This window comes from Nonomuraea sp. 3-1Str, from assembly GCF_031570565.1.
Lineage (GTDB): Bacteria > Actinomycetota > Actinomycetes > Streptosporangiales > Streptosporangiaceae > Nonomuraea.
In genome coordinates, this window is record NZ_JALHBK010000026.1 from 50,235 (window position 1) to 73,082 (window position 22,848).

The following is a 22,848-nucleotide window of genomic DNA, read 5'->3' on the forward strand; positions in this document are numbered from 1 at the left end:
CGCGCCACGCCTCGTCCGCCGGTCATCGCAGGGCCCGGGGCTACGCTGGACGGCGATGGACATCAAGGCGCTGCTCCGGGACCATCCCGGCTGGCTGGACCACCTGGAGTCCCTCGGCGGCATCGACGTGCAGTTCCCCCGCGATCCCGTCGCCGAGCTGCTGCGGCTGGCCGTCCCGCACGAGGACGTCAACGGCGTCGTCTCCACCCTGCCCGAGCGCGGCACCCCGCAGTGGTGGCTGGTCGAGCGGTGCGTCCACTCGCTCGTCGCCGCGATGGGCCTGGTCGAGCGCGGCCCCGCGTTCCCCGACCGGCTGCCCCCTGAGCTGGGCCCGTACGTGTTCACGCACGTCTTCCTGGGCGCCCTGCCGTACACGAGGGGCTACCACCGGGAGCGCGGCGTCCCCGAAGCGGTGTCCTGGGCGACGTTCACCGACCTGGGCCGCACCATGGCCGCCCACCGCAGGCGCCACGGCGGGCCCGGCCTGCACGCGCCCTGGTGGTTCGCCCTGCACGCCCGCGGCCTCATGTACGACCTGGGCCGCCTCCAGTTCGAGCGCACCCGTCTGGGGCGCACCACCGCCGAGGGCGTCTCCCGGGCCGGGCTGCCCGTCGCCCCGGGAGACGCCGCGATCGCCGTGCACGTCCCCGACTCCAAGGGGCCGATGACGCCCGAGGCGTGCGACGCGGCGTTCGCGCGGGCCCGCGCCTTCTTCGCCCGGCACTTCCCCGAGGAGCGCCCCCGGGTCGTCACCTGCCACTCGTGGCTGCTGGACGACCAGCTCGCCCGCTACCTGCCGGCCGGCTCCAACATCGTCGCCTTCCAGCGCCGCTTCCACCTGCTGCACCGGTTCGAGGGCAGCGACATGCTGGCGTTCGTCCTCGGGGCCGACGCGTACGGGCCGGAGCTGCCGCGCCGCACGCGGCTGGAGCGGGCGATCGCCGACCACCTCGCGGCGGGCGGCACCTGGTACGGCCGCGCCGGCTGGCTGCCCCTCTGACTCCCCGGTCCTACCGATCTTCTGTCCGCCTGTGCTAATTTTTGGCCATGCGGTCAGAAAACAAGCCGAGCGGCCAGAAGGCGCGGTCGTTCATCGAGGAGGCGCGGCGGGATCAGATCGTCCGCTCCGCCGTCGAGGTGATCGCCGAGGTGGGCTTCGCCCGCGCGTCGCTCGCCCGGATCGCCCAGCACGCCGGCATCAGCAAGGGCGTCATCTCCTACCACTTCGCCGGCAAGGAGGAGCTGATGGAGGAAGTGGTCACCCGCGTCTACACGCAGATCGCCGAGTTCGTCGTCGTCCGCATGGAGGGCGCCGAGTCCGCCATCGACCTGCTCAGGACGCACGTCCTGTCCGTGGCCGAGCACATGCGGTCCAACCGCGTCCAGCTCCGGGCCCTCGGTGAGATCTTCACGAACCTGCGCGCGGCCGACGGCACTCCGCGCTACGGCGTCCAGACCAGCGACGAGCTCTATCAGGCGCTGGAGGGGATCTACCGCCACGGGCAGGAGCGCGGGGAGTTCCGCGCCTTCGACGTCCGCGTCATGGCCGTCACCCACCAGGCGGCCGTCGACTCCATGTTCGCCTACTGGCAGGCCCACCCGGACCACGATCTGGACGCCCACGCCAGGCAGCTCGCCGACCTTCTCGAAAGGGCCTGCACATGACCACCGAGACCCGATCCGCCACCCGCCTGTTAGCGGTCGACAACCTCCGCGTCGTCCTCACCGCGCTCGTCGTGATCCACCACGTGGCCGTGACCTACGGCAACATCCCGGTGTGGTTCTACGTCGAGCCCGCCCGCGACCCGTCCGGGCTGGCCCTCGACATCCTGGTCACGCTGAACCAGGCGTTCTTCATGGGCTTGTTCTTCCTCGTCTCCGGGTTCTTCAGCCCCGGCTCCCACGACCGCAAGGGCGGGCGGGCGTTCGTCCGCGACCGGCTGGTCCGGCTGGGGATTCCGCTGCTCGTCTTCGTCGTGCTGCTGCGCCCGCTGGTCACGCTGCCGCAGTACCTGGCCCAGGGCCGGGACATGCCGTACGCCGCGTTCTACCTGCGCACCTGGGACCCGGGGCCGATGTGGTTCGCCGAGGTGCTGATCGTCTTCGCGCTGGCGTACGCGCTGTGGCGGCGCATGCGCGCCGGGCGGGAGGGCGCCCGGGAGGGCGCGCCGGAGGGCAGGCCCGAGGTGACGGCGCGGCAGTCGCCGCCGAGCGTCCGGTCGCTCGCGCTGTTCGCCGCCGGGCTCGCCGCGGTCACGTTCCTGTGGCGGCTCGCGGTGCCCACCGGCACGTACGTCCCCTTCCTCGGGCTGCCCAGCCCCGACTACCTGCCGCAGTACGTGGCCATGTTCGCCGCCGGCACCGTGGCCTTCCGGCGCGGCTGGTTCGAGCGCCTGCCGCGCCGGACCGGCCGCCTGGGCTTCGTCATCGCGGCCGTCGCGGTGGCCGTGCCGCTGCCGCTGTCGGTGCTCACCACGGGCGCGCCGTCCTGGGCCGCCACGGCGCTCTGGCAGTCGTTCTTCGCCGTGGGGCTCATCGCCGGTCTCGTGGTGCTCTTCCGGGAGCGCTTCGACGGGCAGGGCCCGCTCGGCCGGTTCCTGTCGGCGCACGCCTACACGGTGTACGTCGTACACCCGATCGTGCTCGTCGGCGTGGCCGTGGCGCTGCGCGGGCTGGAAGCGGCGGCCGTCGTCAAGTTCGCGCTGGTGTCCGCCGTCTCCCTGCCGCTGTGCTGGGGGCTCGCCTACCTCGTCAGGTCGATCCCCGGCGCCAGGCGCGTCCTGTAGGGGCCGTCCTCATGGTTGGTCGTAGAAGGCGTCGAGGACGTCGCCGTGGCGCTCCTCGACGGCCTTGCGCTTGATCTTCAGGCTCGGCGTCAGCTCGCCCGACTCGACCGTGAAGTCCTCGCCCAGGATGACGAACTTCTTGATCGTCGCGTAGCTCGCCTCTCCCGCGTTCACCTGGTCGATCGCCCTGCTCACCTCCTCGCGCATCCGCGGGTGCTCCCGCAGCTCCGCGGGGTCGGCGGGCAGGCCCTCGGACTCGGCCCAGGGCCTGACGACCTCCATGTCCAGCGTCACCAGCGCCGTGCAGTAGTTGCGCCGGTCCCCGTGGACGAACACGTGCGACACGTACGGGCAGGCCGCCTTGACCCGGCCCTCCAGGTACGTCGGGGCCACGTACTTGCCGCCCGAGGTCTTGATCAGCTCCTTCTTGCGGTCGGTGATGGTCAGCCGGCCCTGGTCGTCGAGCTCGCCGATGTCGCCGGTGCGCAGCCAGCCGTCCTCCAGCGCCTCAGAGGTCTCCTTCGGCAGCCCGTGGTAGCCCCGCATGATGCCCCGGCCGCCGATCAGCACCTCGCCGTCGTCGGCGATGCGCACCAGCGTCCCCGGCAGCGGCGGGCCGACCGTGCCGAACTTCACCGACTCCGGCCGGTTGAAGAAGCTGCCCGCCGAGGACTCGGTCAGCCCGTAGCCCTCCAGGATCGTCAGCCCGGCCGCGTCGAAGAACTCGGCCATGTCGCGCGACAGGGGCGCGGAGCCCGAGATGAAGAAGCGGATCCGGCCGCCGAACCGTTCGCGCAGCTTGGCGAACACGAGCCGGTCCGCCAGCGCGTACTCGACCCGTGTCGTGAGCGGCACGGCGGCGCCGCGCTGGCGCGCCCGCACCACCCGCAGGCCCGTCCGGCGGGCCCACCGGAAGATGCGCAGCTTGGCCCCGCCCTCGCGCTGCACGGTGGCGGACACCGTGTTGTGGATCTTCTCGAAGATGCGCGGCGCCGCGGCCATGAACGTCGGCCTGAGCACGCCCAGGTTCTCGGCGATCCGGTCGAGCCGGCCGTCCACCGCCGTCGGGACGCCGATGTCGATCATCACGACCTGGAGCAGCTTGCCGAACGAGTGCGACAGCGGCAGCCACAGGAAGTGCAGGTCCTCCTCCGAGATGATGCCGAGCTCGCGGACCGCGCCGCCGGCGTACAGCCAGTTGTCGTGGGTCAGCTCCACGCCCTTGGGCCGGCCGGTCGTGCCGGAGGTGTAGATGAGCGTCGCCAGGTCGTCCTGGCCGATGGCGTCGACCATCGCGTCGTAGTCGCCCTCGCCGCTCAGCGAGTCGAGCCGCACCACCCAGCCGTCCTGGTCGGGAGTGCCGTCGATGACGACCACGTGCTTGACGTCGGGCAGCTCCTCGCGCACCGACCTGACCTTGGCCACCTGGTCGTCGTCCTCGACGATGACGATCGTGCTGCCGGAGTCGGTGATGACGAACGCCGACTCGGCGGCCGTGTTGGACGGGTAGATCGTGGTGGTGGCGGCGCCCGTCGACAGCACCGCCAGGTCGGCGAGGATCCATTCGATGCGGGTGGAGCTGAGGATGGCCACCCGTGTGCCGGGGCCCGCGCCGATCTGCGCCAGGCCGAGGGCCAACCGGCGGACCCGCTCGCCCACCTCCCGCCAGGACAGCGAGGCCCAGCCGTCGTCCGACGGCGTCCGGTACGCCTCGGCGTCAGGGGTGGCGGCGATCCGGTCGCGCAGCAGGGAGGGAATGCTCGACATGCCTGTCCTCCTGGGTGTGATGCAGCCGACTCTAGGCGGAGCGCACCGCGCGAGTCGACAGTCGTGATCGTCCCGTGTCGGTGCGGGCGACGGCGACGGGACGCAGGGGCGGGGCGGGCGCGCGGGGGAGGGGACCGCGATTGACGATGGGGGATCAAGACGGCGATAGTGGGACAGGTGGCAGCCCCCCGGATGATCTCCTGCGTCCTCGCCCTGGCGACCTTGACGCTCGGCGCCTGCTCAGCCGCCACTCCCCGGCCCTCGGGCGGCCAGCCCGTGGTCAGCGGCGTGGGCGGCGGCTCCGGAACCGCCTCCTCCGGCGCCCCCTCCTCCGGCACCGCGACGGGCCCCTCCCAGACCGCCGCGCCCAGCGCGTCCGCCCTCGACCCCGCCGCGTACAAGACGGAGCTGGCGACGCGGCGCAAGGCCATGGCCGGCGCCCTCGACTCCATGGTGGCGGCGCGGAAGCCCAAGACGCTCGGCCAGCGCGCCCAGCGGGCCACCGAGGCGATCGAGGACGGCGCCGCCGCGCTCGCCGCGGTCACCCCGCCCGACCAGGTGCGCGCCCAGCACGACGCGTACGTGGCGAGCCTGCGCGACTTCGCCACCGCGCTCGGCGGCACCGCCGGCAAGGTCGGCAGCCGCGACCTGTGCACCTCCTCGGCCGCCCTCACCGACGTCGGCGGCGCGCTCAAGGCCCTGGACCAGGCCGGTCAGGCCCTGCAGCAGGCGGGCGACTACCCGGCCGACGTGGTCACCGTGAAGGCCGGCGCGAAGAAGACCCGGCGCCTCGGCAACGGCACGTTCATCCGCCGGAGCACCCTGAACGGCCGCAGCTCGCTGCAGATCGACAACGGCGGCACCCGCGACGCGGTCGTCACCATGGTCAAGGGCGGCTCGAAGACGGTGAGCGTGTACGTGCGCAAGAAGTCGAAGTTCAAGGTCAGCGGCGTGCGGGACGGCAGCTACAAGATCTACTTCACGCACGGCGTCGACTGGGACGGCAAGGCGCGCGCCTTCACCCGCGAGTGCAGCTTCGAGCGCTTCGAGAAGTCGGTGTCGTTCAAGACCACCTTCACCGCCACCCAGATCCGCTGGCACGACTGGCGGATCACGCTGCACGCCATCAACGGCGGCAACGCCCGCACCGCCGACGTGGACCCGGACGACTTCCCGAGCTGACGCCGGCCGTCGAGGTCGGGGCGACGTTCGCGGCGGAAGAGCCGACGGGGCTCTTCGGGCCGGAGACCGCTTCCTTGAACAGCGCGTAATGCTCTGAAGGCAGCCGTGAGAGATCCTGCAGAAACGAGTCGGACCGCTCGTACTTCAAACGGATGTCTCCCCGCGAATGGCGTCGCTCTCGGCGAAGAGGTCATCCATGCTGTCGAAACGTCGGCTGTGACCCTCTCGGAAATCCGCGTCGGCCTCGGCTTCGGCCGCCTGCCACACGGGCGCCCAATACCAGGCATCGTCGGCGGGCACAATGGCGGCCACTCGGCGGCCGTGATCGGTGAGATAGGCGATCGCGCCACGCTCGGAGGCGGCACTGATGACCTCGGGCAGGTGGCCGTCGGCTTCGTTCAGCGAGACCTCGAAGGCGCTGTCACTCATGTCTTGAGTGCAGGTCAGGGCATATGCGGGGGTCACGCTGCACAGCGTAGCCGAACGACTGCATGGCGTGCGTACGCTGTCAGTCTGTCGAACGTCGCCCACCAGTTCAAGATCAGAGTCAATCCGGCATGGAGCAGGCATGCCGCGGTAGGCGCGATGGTGCCTGGCGTCGGACACGGCGAAGGCCGCGCATCACGGGTGCGCGGCCCTGGCCGTGTCGTCCGGTGTGAGCCGGTGTCCGTCAGGACGAGAACAGCATGCCCACCCAGCTGCGCTGGCGGTGGTGGCCGTAGTGGCCGCCGTGGCCGCCGTGCGGGGCGCCCCAGGCGGGGCCGGGGGCGGGCGGCGGGGGAGCGGCGTGGTAGCTGGCCTCCATCCGGGTCAGCGTCTCCAGCTCGCCGTAGTCGAGGAAGATCCCCCGGCAGTTGTCGCACTGCTCGATGTGGACGCCGTTGCGCTCATAAGTCCGCATGCTGCCGCGGCATTTGGGGCACTGCATCTTCGTCGGTCTCCTTGGCCTCGGATCTGTGAGGAAAACCTACCGCGCGCAACCCCGTCACGCTCTGACGATTCTGTTGCACGCCTCGATCAACGACTGCTCCACCTCGTCGAGTTCCCGGCCGTCGCGGCCGGCGTTGACGACGGCCACGGCGGCCAGCTGGATCGTCACCGCGCGGGCCGGCAGGTCGAGCCGGCGCCACGGGTCGGCGCCGTCGCCGAGGGCGGGCCCGCCGAAGGCCAGGTACGCGCCGAGGAACCGGTCCCACACGGCCGGGTCGAGCAGCCCCGCCGCGTACCAGCAGGCGGGCCGGGCCAGGTCCCACGCGGGGTCGCCGACGCCGAGGTCGTCCACGTCGATGAGCAGCCACCGGTCGCGGCGGACGAGCTGGCCCAGATGCCAGTCCCCGTGGGTGAGCAGGCCGGGCGCCGGCTCGGGCTCCGGCAGCTCCGCGAACGCCCGGCGTAACAGCCGCTCGACCGGGCCGTCGCCGGGCATCCGCCGCACCGCGCGGGCCGCGCGCGCCGGTGCGCCCGCCTCGGGCAGCGGCGGCAGCAGCGTCAGCGGGACGGCGTGCAGGCGGGCCAGCAGCCGGGCGCCCTCCTCCCAGGGCGCGGCGTCGAGCTCGTCGTGCGAGACGGGCGTGCCGGCCGGCCACACCGTGACCGCGCGGTCCGCCACCGTGAGCACGTCGGGCCGCAGCGGGGGGAGCAGGAGGCCGCTGAGCGCGGCGGAGGCGGCGGCGCGCACCCGCAGCCGCAGCGCCTCGGCGTCGTCGCGCCGCGAGTGCGCCTTGACCACGACCTCGCCCCGGCGTAACACCACGACGTCGGTGCGGGTGGGGTGGAGGGAGGGCTCCCCCGTGCCACCGTGCGCTCCGGCGATGGCCCCGAGTTCCGCCTGCAGATCCACTCGTACAGACTAGAGGGCATGGGAATCGGATTCGCCGTGCCGCAGTCGGGCCCCTGGGCCACCCCCGCCAACATGCGGCGGGTCGCCGCCAGGGCCGAGGAGCTCGGGTACGAGCAGCTGTGGACGTTCCAGAGAGTGCTCTACCCGGTGGGCCACCCGATGGGGCCGATCTACCGCAGCGTGCACGACCCGCTGGTCACCCTGTCGTACCTGGCGGGGGTGACCGAGGCGATCGGGCTGGGCGTGGCCGTGATCAACGCGTACGTGCAGCCGGTCGTGCTGGCCAAGCAGCTCGCGTCGCTGCAGATCCTGTCCGGCGGGCGGCTGACGGCCGGGCTGGGGCTGGGCTGGGTGCGCGAGGAGTTCGAGGCGGCGGGGGTGGGCTTCGAGGGGCGGGGCCGGCGGATCGAGGAGTTCACGCAGGTGCTGCGCGAGGCGTGGACGCAGGAGGAGGTCGAGCACTCCGGGGAGTTCTACCGGATCCCGCCGTCCCACCTCGACCCGCGGCCGGCGCAGGCGCCGCCGATCCTGCTCGGCGGCGCGGCCGAGGCCGGGCTGCGCCGGGCGGGCCGCATCGCCGACGGCTGGATCAGCTCCAGCCGGGAGGACCTGGCGGGCATCGAGCCGCGCGTGGCGATCATCAAGGAGGCGGCCCGGGAGGCGGGGCGCGACCCCGAGGCGCTGCGCATCGTCTGCCGCGGCGTCACCCGGGTGCGCCCCGCGGGCGCGGCCGAGGGGGAGCGGCCGCCGCTGACGGGCACGTTCGAGGAGATCCGGCGTGACGTGGACGACCTGACGGCGCGCGGCGTGACGGAGGTCTTCCACGACCTCAACTTCGACCCGGAGATCGTCACCGCCGAGCCCAAGGAGGCGATGCTGCGCGCCGAGGAGGCCCTGGAGGCTCTGGCCCCCGCCTCCTGAGTCCCGGGATCAGCGGGACAGGCGCGATCAGCGGGACAGGTTCAGGGCCTCGGCGGCCACCGCGCGGCGCAGGTCCCGGATGCCGTCCCGGCCGCGCACCGGGTGCACGGCGTTGGTCAGCAGCACCACCGTCAGCCCGCGCGCCGGGTCCACGACGAGCGACGTCCCCGTGAAGCCGGAGTGCCCGTACGCGCCCTCCAGCGGTCCGACGATGCCCGGGTCGCCGATCCGGACCCCGAGCCCGTGCCGGAAGGGCGCCCCCTCGGCGCCCTGGTCGCGGACCATCTCGGCCACGGTCTCGGTCCGCAGCATCTTGCCGCCGCCGAGCCGCAGCGCCTCGCCGAAGGCCAGCAGGTCGTCGGCCGGGGCGAACAGTCCCGCGTGGCCCGCCACGCCGCCCAGGCCGTAGCTCGTCTCGTCGTGCACCTCGCCGCGCACGCAGCCCGGTGGTGACGTGAGCGGCCGCTCCGGCTTCCACTCGGTGGCCGCGACCCGCGGCAGCAGGCCGGGGCCCGGCCGGTAACCGGTGGCGGTCAGGCCCAGCACGTCGGTGACGCGGGCACGGACCAGCTCGTCGAGCGGGGCGCCGCCCGCCAATGCGGCCACGCGGCCCATCGTGACCATGCCGACGTCGGTGTAGAGGTACGGCCCGCCCACGGGGCCGGTGACGGGCGTGTCGATGATCGCGGCCAGCCGGGTGGCGTGGCCGGCGGCGGGCAGCTCCAGGTCGACGCGGCGCGTGGGCTGGAGCCCGGCCGTGTGGGTGAGCAGGCGGCGCGGCGTGATCCGCGGGTCACGGCCGGGCAGCCAGGCCGCCACGGGCTCGTCCAGGCCCAGGCGGCCCTCCTCGGCCAGCGACAGGACGACGGCCGTGGTGAACAGCTTGCTCACCGAGGCTAGGTCGAAGATCGAGTCGCGGCGCGCCGGCGGCCGGTCGCCGGCCAGGGTCCCCTCGGCGTCGGCGTCCCTGCCCAGCTCGCCGGCCACCGCCGCCGCCGCGACCTCGCCGTCCACGGCGACGAGCGCGACCGCCGCCGAGCACACGCGCGGGACCGCCCCGGCCAGGACCGCGTCCAGACCTTCCGCCACCTTCCCTCCCCTCTCCGCTTCGCGTCTTCTCCTCCGGCCACCCGCCACGGGCTCCGGGACGTACGGCTTCCAGGATGCCGTCCCCCGGCACGCCGCCCTTGGAAACCGGCGGCGCCCGGCGCGGCGCGTCAGCCGCTCAGCGCGTCGCTCAGCCGCTCGCCGTGCGACTCCAGGAGCGCCCGCGCCCCCTCCGCGTCGAGCCCGTGCCGGATCATCACCACGGCCGTCTTGGCCTGCCCGCCGGCCTCGTCCACGGCCCGCGCCGCGGTCTCCCGGTCGGTGCCGGTGATGTCGCTGACCATGCGCACCGCCCGATCGGCGAGCTTGCTGTTCATGGCCGACATCTCGATCATCCGGTTCCCGTACGTGCGCCCGAGCCGCACCATCGCGATCGTGGAGATCATGTTGAGCACGAGCTTCTGCGCGGTGCCGGCCTTGAGCCGGGTCGAGCCGGCCACCACCTCGGGTCCCACGACGACCTCGATCGCGTGCTCGGCGGCGGCCGACAGGGGCGCGCCGTCGTTGCACGACAGGCCGACGGTCAGCGCGCCGCGCCGCCGCGCCTCCGCCAGGGCGCCGAGCACGAACGGCGCGCGGCCGCTGGCGGACACGCCCACCACCGAGTCGAGCGGTCCCACCTCCAGGCGCGCCAGGTCCGCGGCGCCGGCCTCGGCGTCGTCCTCCGCGCCCTCCACGGAGCGCGTGAGCGCGTCCGGGCCGCCGGCGATGACGCCCTGGACGAGCTCCGGCTCGGTGCCGAACGTGGGCGGGCACTCCGACGCGTCGAGCACGGCCAGCCGCCCCGACGTGCCGGCGCCGACGTACAGCAGCCGGCCGCCCGAGCCCATCCGCGCGGAGATCGCGTCGATGGCGGCCGAGATGGCGGGGATCACCACCGCGACGGCGGCGGGCACGGCCGCGTCGGCCTGGTTCATCAGGCGCGCGATCTGCTCGGTCGGCAGCCGGTCGATCTGGGCGTAGCGGGGGTCGCTCTGCTCGGTGGCCAGCTCGCCGGACGGCACTGAGGTCTGACCGTCGGCAGGAGCGGCTGACGCACCGGTGGACGACACGGTGGAGGGCTCGGATAGCGGATCAATCATGACGCTAATTTCCACCTTCTCCTTCTCTCTTGTAAATATCTTTCAGATTATGGATTCATGACCTATGTACGAACCGGTGCCGAGCGGCTGGCCGCGGATCCCTCCCTGGCGGGCGGACGGCGGCTCGGCCTCATCACCAACCCCACCGGAGTCCTGCCCGACCTGACCCCCACGGCGCAGGCCCTGCTGGCGGCCGGAGCGCCGCTGGTGGCGCTGTTCGGCCCGGAGCACGGCGTGCGCGGGACCGCGCAGGCCGACGGCAGCGAGCCGGACACGACCGATCCGCGGACCGGGCTGCCGGCCTTCGACACGCACAAGCGCTCCGGCGAGGCGCTGGACGAGGTGGTGGCCCGCTCCGGGGCCGACACGCTGGTCTTCGACATCGCCGACGTGGGGACCCGCTTCTACACCTACGTGTGGACGATGTACGACCTGATGGCCTCGGCCGCGCGGCTGGGGCTGCGGTTCGTGGTGCTCGACCGGCCGAACCCGCTGGGCGGGACCGTGACGGAGGGCCCTGAGCTGGACCCGGCGTTCGCGAGCTTCGTCGGCAGGTTCCCGCTGCCGGTGCGGCACGGCAGGACCGCGGGGGAGCTGGCCGTGCTGTTCGGCTTCGACCTGGACCTGCGCGTCGTCGAGATGGAGGGCTGGCGGCGCGACATGGACGCCGCCGCGACCGGGCTGCCGTGGGTGATGCCGTCGGTCAACATGCCGACCCCCGACACCGTGCTCGTCTACCCCGGGACCGGCCTGTTCGAGGGCACCACGTTCTCGGAGGGGCGCGGCACGACCCGGCCGTTCGAGCTGGTCGGCGCGCCGTTCGCGGACGAGCGGTTCGCCGCCGAGCTGGCCGCGCTGGACCTGCCGGGGGTGCGTTTCCGTGACACCTGGTTCACCCCCACCTTCCACAAGCACGCGGGGACGGCCGTGCGGGGCGTCCAGCTCCACGTGCACGACCGGGCCGCGTTCCGGCCGGTGCTGACCGGCGTGTCCATGCTGCACGTGGCCCGCACGCTCTACCCGGACGGCTTCGGCTGGTGGGGGCCCGAGAACGCCGAGAACCACCTGTGGGGGTCCGACACGCTCACGGCGTGCCTGGACAAGGGCGAGGACCCGCGCCCCCTGTGCCCCGAGCCCGCTCCCCCCGGCGGGCCGCTGCTCTACACCTGACATCACGCCAGGTCGCGCCGGTAGAGCCAGAAGACGCGTTCGGCGCGCGCGCCCACGGCGCGCGCGTAGAACCGCAGCGGCCCCACCCATGCGATCTCGGCGGTGGCCTGGCCGGCGGCGCGCTGCTCGGCCAGGCACCGGCGCAGCAGCACCCGGCCCACGCCGAGCCCGCGTGCCTCCGGCGCCGTGCCCATCGGCCCGAACCACGAGGGCCGCGAGCCCCAGGCGGCGAACCCCAGCACCCGGCCGTCGCGCTCGGCGTAGTGCAGGCCGGTGGCGTTGAGCGCCTCCCAGGCCCAGCGCTCGTTCCAGTGCTCGCCCACGAAGGCGGCCACCCGGCCGCGCTCGTCCCCGTCGTCCGCGCGGCGCACGGCCACCCCCGCCTCGGCCAGGAGCGCGAGGTCGTCCGCCGTGCCGAGCTCGGCCGTGGCGAGCCCGGCCGTGGCGGTGTCGCCCGTGGTGATGTGGGTTGTGGTGAGGCGGGCGGTCATGTTCCAGGCGACGTGGTAGCGCTCGTAGCCCAGGCTCTCGGCCAGGCAGGCGGCTGCGGTGTAGCGGACGTCCACGCCGGGCCAGGCGTAGCACGGCGGGTTGCCGGCGAAGCGGGCCTGCGTCGCGCCCTGCCCGCGCAGCCACTCCTCGGCCGCCCGGACCAGCTCCCGGCCGACGCCGCGCCCCTGCCGCTCCGGGTGGACGGCCAGCAGGTCGAGGTGCCCCACGGAGGGATCCTTGGACGAAAGGGACGCCATGACGACGCCGCCGCCCGCCACCAGCGCGGTCCACCTCCGGTCCGCCGGGGGCGCGGCCAGCCGCCGTACGAGCGCGCCCGCCTCGGCGGAGTCGAGCGTCAGCGCGGCCTCGGCGGCCCGCACGGCCTCCCGCAGCTCCGCCCCACCGAGTCCGGCGGCCTGCGGCACCCGGCTCACACGCCGCTCAGCGGGCGGGCGATGACGTCGCGGCGCTCCGGGTGGAAGCACGCGTGCTCCTGCGGGACGCCGTCGGTCGCCCGGAGCAGCGGCAGCTCCGTCTCGCACCGCTCGCTCCGGAACGGGCAGCGGCGGGCGAACAGGCAGCCGGAGTCGGCCTTCGACTCGTCCAGCGACTCCAGCGGCACCACCGGCTGCTCGCCGGGCTGCTCCAGCCCGTGCAGCACCGGAATGGCCGACAGCAGCGACTGCGTGTACGGGTGGACCGGGTCGGCGATGACCGTGTCCACCGGCCCCCGCTCCACGACCTGGCCCCGGTAGATGACGTACAGCTCGCCGTCGCCGCCGATGTAGCGGGAGGTGGCCACGTCGTGGGTGATGAACAGCACGGCCACGCCGAGCCGCTCGCGCAGGTCCTTCAGCAGCGCGAGGATGCCCAGCCGCAACGACACGTCGATCATGGAGACGGCCTCGTCGGCGACGAGCATCTCGGGGTCCACGGTCAGCGCGCGGGCGATGACGACGCGCTGCCGCATGCCGCCCGAGAGCTGGTGCGGGTAGCGCGACAGCACGGTGCCCGGGTCGAGGCCGACCAGCGACAGCACCTCGGCGGCCCGCTCCTCCATCCACTTCCTCGACCGGCCGGTCTGCTTCGCGCGCAGCGCCAGCGGAGCCTGGAGGGTCTGGTGGATGGTGCGGGTGGGGTTCAGGGCCGAGTAGGGGTCCTGATGGATCATCTGGATCTTGCGGAAGTGCGGCTGGCGCTGCTTGGTCCTGAGCGGCGTCATCGGCGTGCCGTCGATGGCGATCTCGCCCTCGTCGTACGTCTCCAGCCCGGCGATGATCCGGCCCAGCGTGGTCTTGCCGCAGCCCGACTCGCCGATGAACGAGGCCGCGCCGCCCTTGGCGATGGTGAAGTCGACGCCGCGCAGCGCCCGCACCTCACGCCCGGCGAGCACGCCGCCCCGCTGCTTGAAGGTCTTGGTGATGCCAGTTCCCGTGATCACGCGTGCTCCTTGACGCCCACCGCGTGGCAGGCCACGATCCTCGGCCCGTGTGCGACGGCCGCCGGGTCGTCGCTCTCGCAGACGTCCATGCGCAGGGCGCAGCGCTCCCGGAACACGCAGCCCTGCTTCGGCACGGTCGCCAGCGTCGGCGGCCGGCCGGGCAGCGCCCGCGCCTCGTCGATGTCGCCGACGAGCCGCGGGATGGCCTGGATGAGGCCCCGGGTGTACGGGTGGCTGGGCGCGCCCAGCACCTCGCGGGTCGGTCCCTGCTCGACGAGCCGCCCGCCGTACATGACCGCCAGCCGGTCGGCCACCTCGGCCACCACGCCGATGTCGTGCGTGATGACCAGCGTGGTCAGGCCGCGCTCGGCGTGGACCTCCCGGACGATCTTCAGGATGTTCGCCTGGGTGATCATGTCGAGGGCGGTGGTCGGCTCGTCGAGGACGACCAGGTGCGCGTTGAGCACCAGCGCCAGCATGATGCCGACCCGCTGGCGCATGCCGCCGGACAGCTCGTGCTGGTGCGAGTCGAGGACCCGGGCCCCGTCGAGGCCCATCCGGCCGAGCAGCTCCTTCGCCTCGCGGACCAGGCCGCGCAGGTCGTCCACGCCGTGGGAGCGGCCCAGGTCGAGGAGCTGCTTGCCGACCGTCTTGAGCGGGTTCAGGGAGTTCTGGGCCGCCTGGAAGACGTACCCGATGTGCGCGCCGCGCGCCTTGCGCAGCCGCTCGCCCGCGAGGCCGACGACGTCGCCGAGCCCGTCGATCTCGACGCTGCCCGCCGAGATCCGCCCCGGCGGCTGCACCGCGTTGAGCAGCGACAGCGCCAGCGTGGACTTGCCGGAGCCGGACTCGCCGACGATGCCGGTGATCGAGCCGGGCTCCAGGGTGAGGCTGACGTCGCGGACGGCCGGCAGCTCGCCGGCGGGGGTCTTGTAGACGACGGTCAGGCCGTCGATGCGCACCCCGGGGGCGGGCGTCGCCGGCGCCGTGACCGGCTCGGGCGCCGCCTGCGGGGCTGCCGTCTCTGGCTGGGCCACCGTTACTCCTCACGCAGCCGGGGGTTGAAGATCTCGTCCATGGCGTCGACCACGAGCACGATGCCGAGCGTCAGCAGCAGGATCGCGAGCAGCGGCGCCAGCAGGTAGCCGAGCGCGTAGGGGGTGATCATCGCGCCGGCCTGGAAGACGGCCAGGTTGAGCATCACGCCCCAGTTGTTCGACTCGTACGGCAGCACGCCCAGGAAGAACAGGCCGACCTGCGCGTACACGGCGCCGGTGACCGCGATGAGCATGTTCATCGCGATGTACGGCGCCATGCTCGGCAGCAGCTCCTTGCCGATGATGTGGCGCGTGGACAGGCCGAGGCCGCGCGCCGCCTCGATGAAGCCGCGCTCGCGCAGCGACAGCGTCTGCGCCCGCACCGCGCGGGCCACGCCGCCCCAGCCGAGCAGGCCGAGCACCAGGCCCATCTGCAGCGGGTTGCCGAACTTCCAGACCGTCGCGAGGACGAGCAGCAGGGGCAGGCCGGGGATCGTCAGCTTCATGTCGGTGACCCGCATGAGCACGGTGTCCCAGCGGCCCCGCTTGAAGCCGGAGAACAGGCCGAGCCCGGTGCCGAAGACCACGGTGATGAGCGCGGTGACGGCGGCGCTGAGCAGCACGTACCGGGAGCCGGTGATGACCAGCGCCAGCACGTCGCGGCCCTGCGGGTCGGTGCCGAACCAGTGCTCCCAGCTCGGCGGCTGGGTGATCGCGTTGGCGTTGTCCGGCAGCTGGTCCGGGTAGAACATCGGCCCGAAGATCGCCATGAAGGCGAAGCCCACGAGGATGACCGCGCCGGCCAGCCGGCTGGGCTTGCGCTTCATCACCCGCCACACGCCGCGCCAGAAGTTGCGCCGCATGGTCGAGGCCGTGGACGGGGCCCCGGGCCCCGCGCCGGTCCCGCCGGACGCCGCCTCGGGGATGAGCGTGGCGCTCATGACGCCTCCTCTCCGCTGCGCACCCGCGGGTCGATCGTGGTGTAGAACAGGTCGGCCACGATGTTCGCCACGATCACCGCCGTCGTGATGAGCAGGAAGGCCCCGCTCATCAGCGCGTAGTCGCGGTCGTTGACGCCGTTGATGAGCATCAGGCCGAGGCCCGGATAGTTGAAGATCTTCTCGATGAAGACGGCGCCGCCGAGCAGCAGCCCGAGCGACAGCGCCAGGATCGTGAACAGCGGCAGGATCGCGTTGCGCGCGATGTAGCGGAAGACGATCGAGCGCTTCATCCCGCGCAGCTCCGCGGCCAGGATGAAGTCGTCGCCCAGGACGGTCACCACACTCGACTTCATCGCCAGGACCCAGCCGCCGTACGCCGACAGGGCGTAGGTGACGACCGGCAGCACGGCGTGCTCGGCGAGCGAGCCGATGTAGCCGGCGTTGAACCCGGGCTCGAAGAGGATGTCCACCGGCCCGGCGTCGGGCAGGATCGGGATGAGCGTCGCGAAGATCACCACGAGCAGCATCGCCAGCACGTACTGCGGGATGCCGTGCAGCAGCGAGCCGGAGATCGCCAGGGCGTCGCCCAGCTTGCTCTTGCGCTTGATCGCCGCGAACACCCCGAGCATGACGCCGACGAGGAAGCTGAGCAGCGTGCCGGCCAGCACCGGCAGCACCGTCCACTTGGCCGCCTCGCCCAGCACGTCGAGGACCGGGGTGCCCGGCCTGCTGACGGAGACGCCGAGGTCCAGGTGGACCAGCCCGGCCATGTAGTCGGTGTACTGCTGCCACAGGGTGCCCGTCGGCTGGAAGCCGTAGAGCACCTTGACGGCCTGCGCGGCCGCCTCCGGGGACATGCCGCCCTCGATCAGCTTCTCGTAACGGGCGGCCATGGGGTCGCCCGGGATGTTGTTCACGATGAAGAAGCTGACCGTGGCGACCACAAGGATCATGACGAGCCCGCGGGCCAGGTGGCCCGCGAGTCGCCGTGCGATGACCGTCATAAGTGCCTTACTGCTTCGCCTTGACCATGCCGAGCTGGATCCACACGCCGGCGGGGAGCACCCCGGTGCCGAGACGGAGGATCTCGTCGTCGTGCGGCCAGCCGGTGAAGCGGCTGTTGTTGACGAACTGGTTGTTGACGTAGTCCCAGAGCTGGATGACCGGCAGGTCCTGGTTGGCGGCGGTGGCCAGCTGGGCCATGATCGGCTTGGCCTGGTCCTCGGTCGCCGTGTTCAGCTTGCCGGTCAGCTCACCCGGGTTGATCTTGGCGCCGTCGACCTCGATCTCCTCGGGGCCGCCCATCCAGTTGCCGCCCTTGCCGGGCGCGGCGTGCGTGACCTTGCCGGCGACGTTGGTCCAGCCGTTGGAGGCGCCGTAGAGGCGCTGGAAGATGTCGTACGGCGCGGGGCCGAGCGCCATCAGCCAGAAGCCGACGTCGTACTTGCCGGCCGCCAGCTCCTCAAGGTAGAGCGGGTAGTCGGTGGTGGTCACGACCTCGGCGTCGATGCCGTTCTTGACGAGCTGGCTCTTGATGTTCTCCTGGGCCGACAGCCAGTCGGAGAAGCCGGACGGCGCGTGCATGGAGACCTTCCACGGCGTGCCGTCGGCGAGGGTCCACTTGCCGTCCTTCTTGGACAGGCCGGCCTGCTTGAACTCGGCCTCCGCCTTGGCCGCGTCCACCTTGTACGGGTCGAGCTTGGGGAGCGTGTCCGGGATCCAGGCCGCGGCGGCCTTCTGGTGGATGCCGCTGGTGGTCACGGCCGGGGTGCCGCCCTCCGGCGAGGCGACCTTGGTGACCTGGTCGCGGTCGATGAGGTAGGCCAGGCCGCGGCGCACGTGCACGTTGTCGTACGGCTTCTTGGACTGGTTGAAGGCCATGCTCACGGCCACCGGCGAGTAGCCCTTGATGACCTCGTTGCCCGGCGCCTGCTTGATCCGGTTCATCACGTCCGTGGGGGCCGCGACGAAGCCGGACTGGTCGAGCTTGCCGGCGGTGAGGTAGTTCCAGATCTGCTCGTTGCCGGTGTAGTTGAGGAACTTCACCTGGGCCGGGGCCACGTTGGCGACGTTGTAGAAGTTCTTGTTCTTGACCAGCAGCGCCTCGCCGGGGTTGACCCGCTCCAGCACGAACGGGCCGGCCGAGACGTCCTTGGGCGGGGCGAAGGTGAGGACCTTCTGGCCGAACGCGGTGATGTCGGCGCGCGCCTTCTCGGCGTCGGCGCCGTCACCGCGGGCGGTCTTCAGCGTGTCCCAGAACGTCGCGGGCAGGACGTCCTTCCAGACGTGCGAGGGCAGGACCGTGGTGTCCAGCACGCCGCGCACGAACTTGGGGCTCGGGTTGGCCATCTCCTGCGTGATCTTCAGGGTCTTGTCGTCCACCACGGTCACGTCCGCGGCGGCTCCCGCGGCGCCCGGGGTGACCGAGAAGGCGGTGCTGCCCTGGGTGTAGGCGATCCCGATGGACATCTTGACGTCCTCGGCGGTGACCGGCCGGCCGTCCGACCACTTCGCGTTCGGCTGCAGCTTCAGCGTGATGGCGGAGTTGTCGGGGGCGACCTCCCAGCTGGCCGCGATGCCGGGGAGCGCCTGGTTCGGGTCCGTCAGGTGGTTCTTGACCCAGCCCAGCTTCATGGAGTTGAACCCGGGGAACGAGTTCCCCTTCGGGTTGTACGGGTTGGCCGGCGCCGACGCGTCCAGACCGGGCCTGTTCACGTCGATCGTGGTGAAGAGCCCGCCACCTCCGCCCGAACCGGACTTGTTGGTGGAACCACCGCTGCTGCACGCTGTCACGGTGGCAAGGCCCAGCAACGCCACTACCGCTGCTAGTCGCTTCATGTTCCGCTCCGGGGGATGTCTCGCCTGTTCAGGATCTGCAGGATTGACCCGGACCCTACGGTCGGGGGAAAGACGCGTCAATAATCTCCAGGGGTTGTGAGGTTAATGTAACTTTCCTTCATCGGTGTCCGCAATGGCGCTCGGCGCCATCCCGTCCGGGGCCCGGACCCGCGGGTCAGAGCACGTCCCAGGGCACGCCCTCGTAGGCCGCCGCCACCCGCGCCATGGCCGTCTCGTCCGTCTTCAACGGCAGGTCGCCCACCCGGCACACCGGCACGACGCCCCACGAGTTGGTCATGAAGACCGCCGGATGGGCCGGCAGATCCGCCACCGTGAGCGGGCGCCGCTCGGCCGGCAGCTCGCCCTCCAGCAGCGCCATCGTGATGCCGCGCAGCATCGGCGCCTCCGGCCAGACGATCCGCTCTCCGTCGGAGCAGCCCAGGTTGGCGATCGTCCCTTCGGAGATCAGGCCGTCCGGCCCCACGAGCAGCGCGTCGTCGAAGCCCTCGGCCCTGGCCCGCAGGCCGAGGTGGGCCTGCGGGAAGCCGCCGAGGTGCTTGATGTGCGGCAGGTAGCGCTGGTACGGCACCGGGAGGAGGGCCTGCGGCCCGGCCGGCCACGCGTGCGCAGGCGCCGCCGTGGCGATCACCCGCAGGCCGTCGCGCTCGGCGACGATCACCCGCACGCTCGCGTCGGGCTCGCCCCGCAGGGCCAGGCGGGCGGTGGCCAGGACGAGCTCCTCGTCGAGGGCCGTGCCGAACAGCTCCCGGGTGGCCTCGCGGAGGCGGTCCAGGTGCAGGGCCAGGCCGCACACCCGGCCCCCGCGCACCTGCATGGCGGTGAAGTGGCCGTAGCGGGCCGCCACGGCCGCCCCGAGGTCGGCGGCACCGGCGGCCCGCCCGTCGACGGCGACATGATCGATCATGGCGCCCAGCGTACGGACCGCGGCCGAGCCGTCCAAGGTACGGACACCGGTCATGACGTCCAGCGTACGGACCCGCGCGGAGTGCTCCGGCGCAGGTCAGGAGGCCAGGGTCGCCGCCGCCGTCAGCCGGTCGCAGGCCAGCGTCGCCAGCAGCGCCGCGCCGTCCGGCACCACCGCGTCGTCGAACCGCGCCTCGGGCGAGTGGTTGTACGGCGCCGCCGCCGGGTCGAGGTCCGCCGGGCACGCGCCCAGGAACAGGAACGCGCCCGGCACCCGCTCCAGCACGTACGAGAAGTCCTCCGAGCCCATCACCGGCTGCGGCGTGACGAAGAACCGGCCGGGCCCGAACAGCTCCCCGGCCGTCCGCTCGGCGAAGCCGGCCTCGTCCGCGTCGTTCACCGTCACCGGGTACCCCATGCCGAACGACGTCTCCACGCCCAGCGCGTGCGCCGCCGCGACGCCCTCCACCACCTCGACCAGCCGCCGCTTCACCACGGCCCGCGCGTCCGCGCTGAACGTCCGGACCGTCGCCTCGAACCACGCCTCGTCCGGGATCACGTTGTCGGCCGTCCCGCCGTGGAACTGCCCGACCGTGACCACCACCGGGTCGAACACGTCGAACGTGCGCGTGACCATCGTCTGCAGCTCCGTCACCATCGCGCAGCCCGCCTGCACCGGGTCCAGCGCCCGGTGCGGGCTGGAGCCATGGCCGCCGCGCCCCTTCACCTTCACCCGGAAGACGTCGGCCGCCGCCATGATCGGCCCCGGCCGCGAGGTGAACAGCCCCGGCGGCAGCATCGAGGAGATCACGTGCAGTCCGTACGCCGCGACCGGCCGGGGCCCCGCCGCCTCCAGCACGCCCTCGTCGATCATGACCTTGGCGCCCTCGAACCCCTCCTCGCCGGGCTGGAACATGAACACGACGTCGCCCGGCAGCTCCTCGCGCCGCTCGCTCAGCAGCCGCGCCGCCCCCGCCAGCATTGCGGTGTGCAGGTCGTGGCCGCACGCGTGCATCCGGCCCTCGATCTCCGAGCGGTACGGCAGGTCGTTCCGCTCCGTGACGGGCAGGCCGTCCATGTCGCCCCGCAGCAGCACGACCGGGGCCTCCCCACCGGCCGGCCGCCGCCCGCCGCGCAGCACGGCGGTGACGGAGCTGAGCGCGGTGCCCGTCGTGATCTCCAGGGGCAGTCCGTCGAGCGCCGCCAGGACCTTCTCCTGGGTGCGCGGCAGCACGAGGCCCAACTCGGGGGTGGCGTGCAGGGAGCGGCGCAGCGCGACCAGCTCGTCCCGCAGGTCACGGGCGGATTCAGTGAACGGCATGTGCGACATAGGCACTATTCGCTCACATGCCGGTCGCGAAGTCGACAAGACCCTCTCGGTACGATGACCGGGTGACCGAGCGTAAACGGATTGATTACTGGCTCTCCGACATGGACGGCGTCCTCGTGCACGAGGGTCGCCCGGTGCCCGGTGCCGACACTTTCATCAAGCGGCTCAGCGAGTCGGGCAAGCCGTTCAGGGTGCTGACCAACAACTCGATCTACACCCCGCGCGACCTGTCCGTACGGCTGGCGGCGGCCGGGCTGGAGGTGCCGGAGAGGTCGATCTGGACCTCCGCGATGGCGACCGCCGAGTTCCTCGACGACCAACGGCCCGGCGGCTCGGCGTACGTGATCGGCGAGGCCGGGCTGACCACGGCCCTGCACGAGGTCGGCTACGTGCTCACCGACCTCGACCCGGACTACGTCGTGCTCGGCGAGACGCGCACCTACAGCTTCACCCAGATCACCCGCGCGATCCGGCTCATCGAGAACGGCGCCCGCTTCATCGCCACCAACCCCGACCCGATCGGCCCCTCCACCGAGGGCTCCCTGCCGGCCTGCGGCGCGGTCGCCGCGATGATCACCAAGGCGACGGGCGTCGACCCGTACTTCGTCGGCAAGCCCAACCCCCGGATGATGCGCAGCGCGCTCAACGCCATCGAGGGCCACAGCGAGACGACCGCGATGATCGGCGACCGCATGGACACCGACGTCGTGTGCGGCATGGAGGCCGGCCTCTACACGATCCTCGTCCTCACCGGCGTCACCCAGCCCCAGCAGATCGACCGCTTCCCCTACCGGCCCTCGCTCGTCGTCGGCTCGGTGGCCGAGCTCGTCGATCTCGTGTGAGCCGCCGTACCTGACAGCTCCTGACAGGTACGGCTGGCATGGTGGAGACCATGACCCGTGTCTATCTGGAGCTCGGCCCCAAGAAGGTCTTCGCCTGCTCGCTGGAGTGGCCCGGCTGGTGCCGGGTCGCCAAGGGCGAGGAGGCGGCGCTCGACCTGCTCGTGGAGTACGCCCCCCGCTACCGGGCGATCGCGGAGCGGGCCGGCCTGGCGTTCGAGCCGGGGGAGCCGGCCGTGGCCGCCCGGGTGCCCGGCGACATGACCACGGACTTCGGCGCGCCGTCCGCCACGCCGGACCTGGACCTGGAGCCCCTCGGGGCGGAGGAGGCCGCCCGGCAGGTGGCGCTGCTGCGGGCCGCCTGGGAGCTGTTCGACGAGACCGTGGCGGCCTCGCCGGAGGAGCTGCGCAAGGGCCCGCGCGGCGGCGGGCGCGACACGTCGAAGATTTACGACCACGTCGTGGAGGCGGAGCGCTCCTACGCCCGCAAGCTCGGCGTGCGGCACAAGCGGTACGCCTCGCGCGAGGACCGCGACGCGATGCGCGAGGAGCTCGCCGGGGTGCTCGCCCGGCCCTGGCAGCCGCCGGGCGAGACCGGGTGGACGCCCCGCTACGCCCTGCGGCGCGTGGCCTGGCACGTCATCGACCACCTGTGGGAGATCGAGGACCGTCGCGGCGGATGAGCCGGGGCAGGGCCGCGATGTGCTCCGACAGGTAGCCCGCGACCGGCTCCGGCACCACGTGCCGCGAGGTGATCTCCGAGGGGAGCAGCGGCACCCGTTCCACCTCGTAGCGCCCGCGCGCCGGGTCGTCCACCTCGGGGCCGTGCCGCAGCGCCCAGTCCATGCCGGCCAGGCGGCAGCCGTACACGTGCTGCACCTTCACCCCGCCCTGCCACGGATAGCTCACCGTGGTCAGCGGCGTGACGCCCGACACCGTCGCGCCCAGCTCCTCCAGCAGCTCCCGGCGCAGGGTGTGCTCCAGCGTGGCGTCATCGGGCTCCACATGGCCGCCGGGGACCGACCAGTAGACCTCGCGTCCCGGAACCGTGCGCCGGAACAGCATCAGCCGCTCGTCGCCGTCGAGCAGCAGGCCACGCACGCTGGGAAGCATGACGGCACCTTACGGGACGGGGACCACCTTCGGGTAAC

23 protein-coding genes are annotated in these 22,848 nt (G+C 72.5%); 8 read left to right on the forward strand and 15 right to left on the reverse strand.

Going from position 1 to position 22,848, the window contains the following annotated elements:
* The first annotated feature begins 55 nt into the window (after positions 1-55).
* Genes MTP10_RS31920 through MTP10_RS31930 form a run of 3 tightly spaced genes read left to right on the forward strand, consistent with a single transcriptional unit; the run spans position 56 to position 2,786 of the window.
* Positions 56-1,000 (forward strand): acyltransferase domain-containing protein, encoded by a 945-nt coding sequence (locus MTP10_RS31920; protein WP_310714029.1) that lies wholly within the window; start codon positions 56-58, stop codon positions 998-1,000.
* Between the two features lie 47 nt (positions 1,001-1,047).
* Complete coding sequence (locus MTP10_RS31925; RefSeq protein ID WP_310714031.1) at positions 1,048-1,665, forward strand: helix-turn-helix domain-containing protein; 618 nt, start codon at positions 1,048-1,050, stop codon at positions 1,663-1,665.
* Positions 1,662-2,786 (forward strand): acyltransferase, encoded by a 1,125-nt coding sequence (locus MTP10_RS31930; protein WP_310714032.1) that lies wholly within the window; start codon positions 1,662-1,664, stop codon positions 2,784-2,786. The genes MTP10_RS31925 and MTP10_RS31930 overlap by 4 nt, the downstream gene beginning before the upstream one ends.
* Before the next feature lie 9 nt (positions 2,787-2,795).
* Here MTP10_RS31930 and MTP10_RS31935 read toward each other — a convergent pair whose 3' ends face one another.
* Entirely contained in the window at positions 2,796-4,553 is a 1,758-nt protein-coding gene (locus MTP10_RS31935; RefSeq protein WP_310714035.1) for a long-chain fatty acid--CoA ligase, read from the reverse strand.
* 177 nt (positions 4,554-4,730) lie between these two features.
* Here MTP10_RS31935 and MTP10_RS31940 point away from each other — a divergent pair, with 177 nt between their 5' ends.
* Positions 4,731-5,735, forward strand: a complete 1,005-nt coding sequence (locus tag MTP10_RS31940) for a hypothetical protein (protein ID WP_310714037.1) — start codon at positions 4,731-4,733, stop codon at positions 5,733-5,735.
* 144 nt (positions 5,736-5,879) lie between these two features.
* On the opposite strand, the gene MTP10_RS31945 is transcribed toward MTP10_RS31940, so the two are convergent.
* The 3 genes from MTP10_RS31945 to MTP10_RS31955 all read right to left on the reverse strand — a co-directional run bounded on the left by MTP10_RS31945 (position 5,880) and on the right by MTP10_RS31955 (position 7,575).
* A complete protein-coding gene (locus tag MTP10_RS31945; protein WP_310714040.1) occupies positions 5,880-6,164 on the reverse strand; it encodes a hypothetical protein in 285 nt (94 codons plus the stop codon).
* A gap of 241 nt (positions 6,165-6,405) precedes the next feature.
* Positions 6,406-6,663, reverse strand: coding sequence for a zf-TFIIB domain-containing protein (locus MTP10_RS31950; protein WP_310714042.1), 258 nt, complete (start codon positions 6,661-6,663; stop codon positions 6,406-6,408).
* Between the two features lie 57 nt (positions 6,664-6,720).
* Positions 6,721-7,575 (reverse strand): phosphotransferase, encoded by an 855-nt coding sequence (locus MTP10_RS31955; RefSeq protein ID WP_310714046.1) that lies wholly within the window; start codon positions 7,573-7,575, stop codon positions 6,721-6,723.
* Positions 7,576-7,593: 18 nt separating this feature from the next.
* On the opposite strand from MTP10_RS31955, the gene MTP10_RS31960 reads away from it, so the two are divergent.
* Complete coding sequence (locus MTP10_RS31960; protein ID WP_310714048.1) at positions 7,594-8,496, forward strand: TIGR03619 family F420-dependent LLM class oxidoreductase; 903 nt, start codon at positions 7,594-7,596, stop codon at positions 8,494-8,496.
* 27 nt (positions 8,497-8,523) lie between these two features.
* Here the strand turns inward: MTP10_RS31960 and MTP10_RS31965 are convergent, their stop codons facing one another.
* Together MTP10_RS31965 and murQ are read right to left on the reverse strand one after the other, a co-directional pair.
* Entirely contained in the window at positions 8,524-9,585 is a 1,062-nt protein-coding gene (locus MTP10_RS31965; RefSeq protein WP_310714051.1) for a serine hydrolase domain-containing protein, read from the reverse strand.
* A 128-nt stretch (positions 9,586-9,713) separates the two neighbouring features.
* On the reverse strand, positions 9,714-10,685 hold the full coding sequence (gene murQ, locus MTP10_RS31970; protein WP_310714053.1) for an N-acetylmuramic acid 6-phosphate etherase: 972 nt from the start codon (positions 10,683-10,685) through the stop codon (positions 9,714-9,716).
* Between the two features lie 57 nt (positions 10,686-10,742).
* On the opposite strand from murQ, the gene MTP10_RS31975 reads away from it, so the two are divergent.
* On the forward strand, positions 10,743-11,855 hold the full coding sequence (locus tag MTP10_RS31975) for a DUF1343 domain-containing protein (protein WP_310714055.1): 1,113 nt from the start codon (positions 10,743-10,745) through the stop codon (positions 11,853-11,855).
* A 2-nt stretch (positions 11,856-11,857) separates the two neighbouring features.
* On the opposite strand, the gene MTP10_RS31980 is transcribed toward MTP10_RS31975, so the two are convergent.
* The 8 genes from MTP10_RS31980 to MTP10_RS32015 all read right to left on the reverse strand — a co-directional run bounded on the left by MTP10_RS31980 (position 11,858) and on the right by MTP10_RS32015 (position 20,849).
* Complete coding sequence (locus MTP10_RS31980; RefSeq protein ID WP_310714057.1) at positions 11,858-12,781, reverse strand: GNAT family N-acetyltransferase; 924 nt, start codon at positions 12,779-12,781, stop codon at positions 11,858-11,860.
* Positions 12,778-13,788 carry an ABC transporter ATP-binding protein gene (locus MTP10_RS31985; protein WP_310714058.1) on the reverse strand — a complete coding sequence of 337 codons (1,011 nt, stop codon included), beginning with the start codon at positions 13,786-13,788 and terminating at the stop codon, positions 12,778-12,780. The genes MTP10_RS31980 and MTP10_RS31985 overlap by 4 nt, the downstream gene beginning before the upstream one ends.
* Positions 13,785-14,825 carry an ABC transporter ATP-binding protein gene (locus MTP10_RS31990; protein WP_310714059.1) on the reverse strand — a complete coding sequence of 347 codons (1,041 nt, stop codon included), beginning with the start codon at positions 14,823-14,825 and terminating at the stop codon, positions 13,785-13,787. Before MTP10_RS31990 ends, MTP10_RS31985 begins: the two co-directional genes overlap by 4 nt.
* A gap of 2 nt (positions 14,826-14,827) precedes the next feature.
* Entirely contained in the window at positions 14,828-15,766 is a 939-nt protein-coding gene (locus tag MTP10_RS31995; protein WP_310714061.1) for an ABC transporter permease, read from the reverse strand.
* Positions 15,763-16,770 carry an ABC transporter permease gene (locus tag MTP10_RS32000; RefSeq protein ID WP_310714065.1) on the reverse strand — a complete coding sequence of 336 codons (1,008 nt, stop codon included), beginning with the start codon at positions 16,768-16,770 and terminating at the stop codon, positions 15,763-15,765. Before MTP10_RS32000 ends, MTP10_RS31995 begins: the two co-directional genes overlap by 4 nt.
* Before the next feature lie 7 nt (positions 16,771-16,777).
* On the reverse strand, positions 16,778-18,604 hold the full coding sequence (locus tag MTP10_RS32005; RefSeq protein WP_310714067.1) for an ABC transporter substrate-binding protein: 1,827 nt from the start codon (positions 18,602-18,604) through the stop codon (positions 16,778-16,780).
* Between the two features lie 175 nt (positions 18,605-18,779).
* Entirely contained in the window at positions 18,780-19,583 is an 804-nt protein-coding gene (locus tag MTP10_RS32010; RefSeq protein WP_310714069.1) for an aminotransferase class IV, read from the reverse strand.
* A gap of 42 nt (positions 19,584-19,625) precedes the next feature.
* Positions 19,626-20,849 carry a M20 family metallopeptidase gene (locus MTP10_RS32015; RefSeq protein WP_310714071.1) on the reverse strand — a complete coding sequence of 408 codons (1,224 nt, stop codon included), beginning with the start codon at positions 20,847-20,849 and terminating at the stop codon, positions 19,626-19,628.
* Positions 20,850-20,920: 71 nt separating this feature from the next.
* On the opposite strand from MTP10_RS32015, the gene MTP10_RS32020 reads away from it, so the two are divergent.
* The gene (locus MTP10_RS32020) at positions 20,921-21,700 is read left to right on the forward strand and encodes an HAD-IIA family hydrolase (RefSeq protein WP_310714073.1); all 780 of its coding nucleotides are present in this window, start codon (positions 20,921-20,923) and stop codon (positions 21,698-21,700) included.
* Positions 21,701-21,750: 50 nt separating this feature from the next.
* On the forward strand, positions 21,751-22,380 hold the full coding sequence (locus MTP10_RS32025; RefSeq protein WP_310714075.1) for a hypothetical protein: 630 nt from the start codon (positions 21,751-21,753) through the stop codon (positions 22,378-22,380).
* Here the strand turns inward: MTP10_RS32025 and MTP10_RS32030 are convergent.
* The gene (locus tag MTP10_RS32030; protein WP_310714077.1) at positions 22,337-22,810 is read right to left on the reverse strand and encodes an NUDIX hydrolase; all 474 of its coding nucleotides are present in this window, start codon (positions 22,808-22,810) and stop codon (positions 22,337-22,339) included. The genes MTP10_RS32025 and MTP10_RS32030 overlap by 44 nt on opposite strands.
* Positions 22,811-22,848: the final 38 nt, after the last annotated feature.